Origin of the sequence: Pseudomonas sp. HY2-MNA-CIBAN-0224 (assembly GCF_040310285.1) — a bacterium.
Taxonomy (GTDB): Bacteria; Pseudomonadota; Gammaproteobacteria; order Pseudomonadales; family Pseudomonadaceae; genus Aquipseudomonas; species Aquipseudomonas helleri.
On sequence record NZ_JBEOPQ010000639.1, the window covers coordinates 1 to 261 of the forward strand.

Below are 261 nucleotides of genomic sequence, written 5' to 3' on the forward strand. Positions count from 1 at the left end.
ATAATATAAGTCTTACCACTTTAGATTTCGGATTAAACAGTGCTGCTATTAAGGCAAAGCCACCCATAACCATCAGGCCGATACGCTGAAAAACACAAAGTGGGCAAGGTGATAGACCCAGATGGCGCTGTAAATAAAACAGCGCAAAGCTCATTCCTATCACTGCCATTAATACCAAAAAGACTTGCAAGTTACGGTAGGTGGTTAGCTTTAGCATTGGTCAAATACTCTTATAAAATAATCAATAAAACACTAGGGCGT

General features: G+C 39.5%; 1 protein-coding gene. It reads right to left on the reverse strand.

Features of this window, described 5'->3' with window-relative positions:
- A partial coding sequence (locus AAEZ03_RS27875; RefSeq protein WP_350583151.1) for a disulfide bond formation protein B occupies window positions 1–217 on the reverse strand: 217 nt, incomplete at its 3' end.
- Window positions 218–261: the final 44 nt, after the last annotated feature.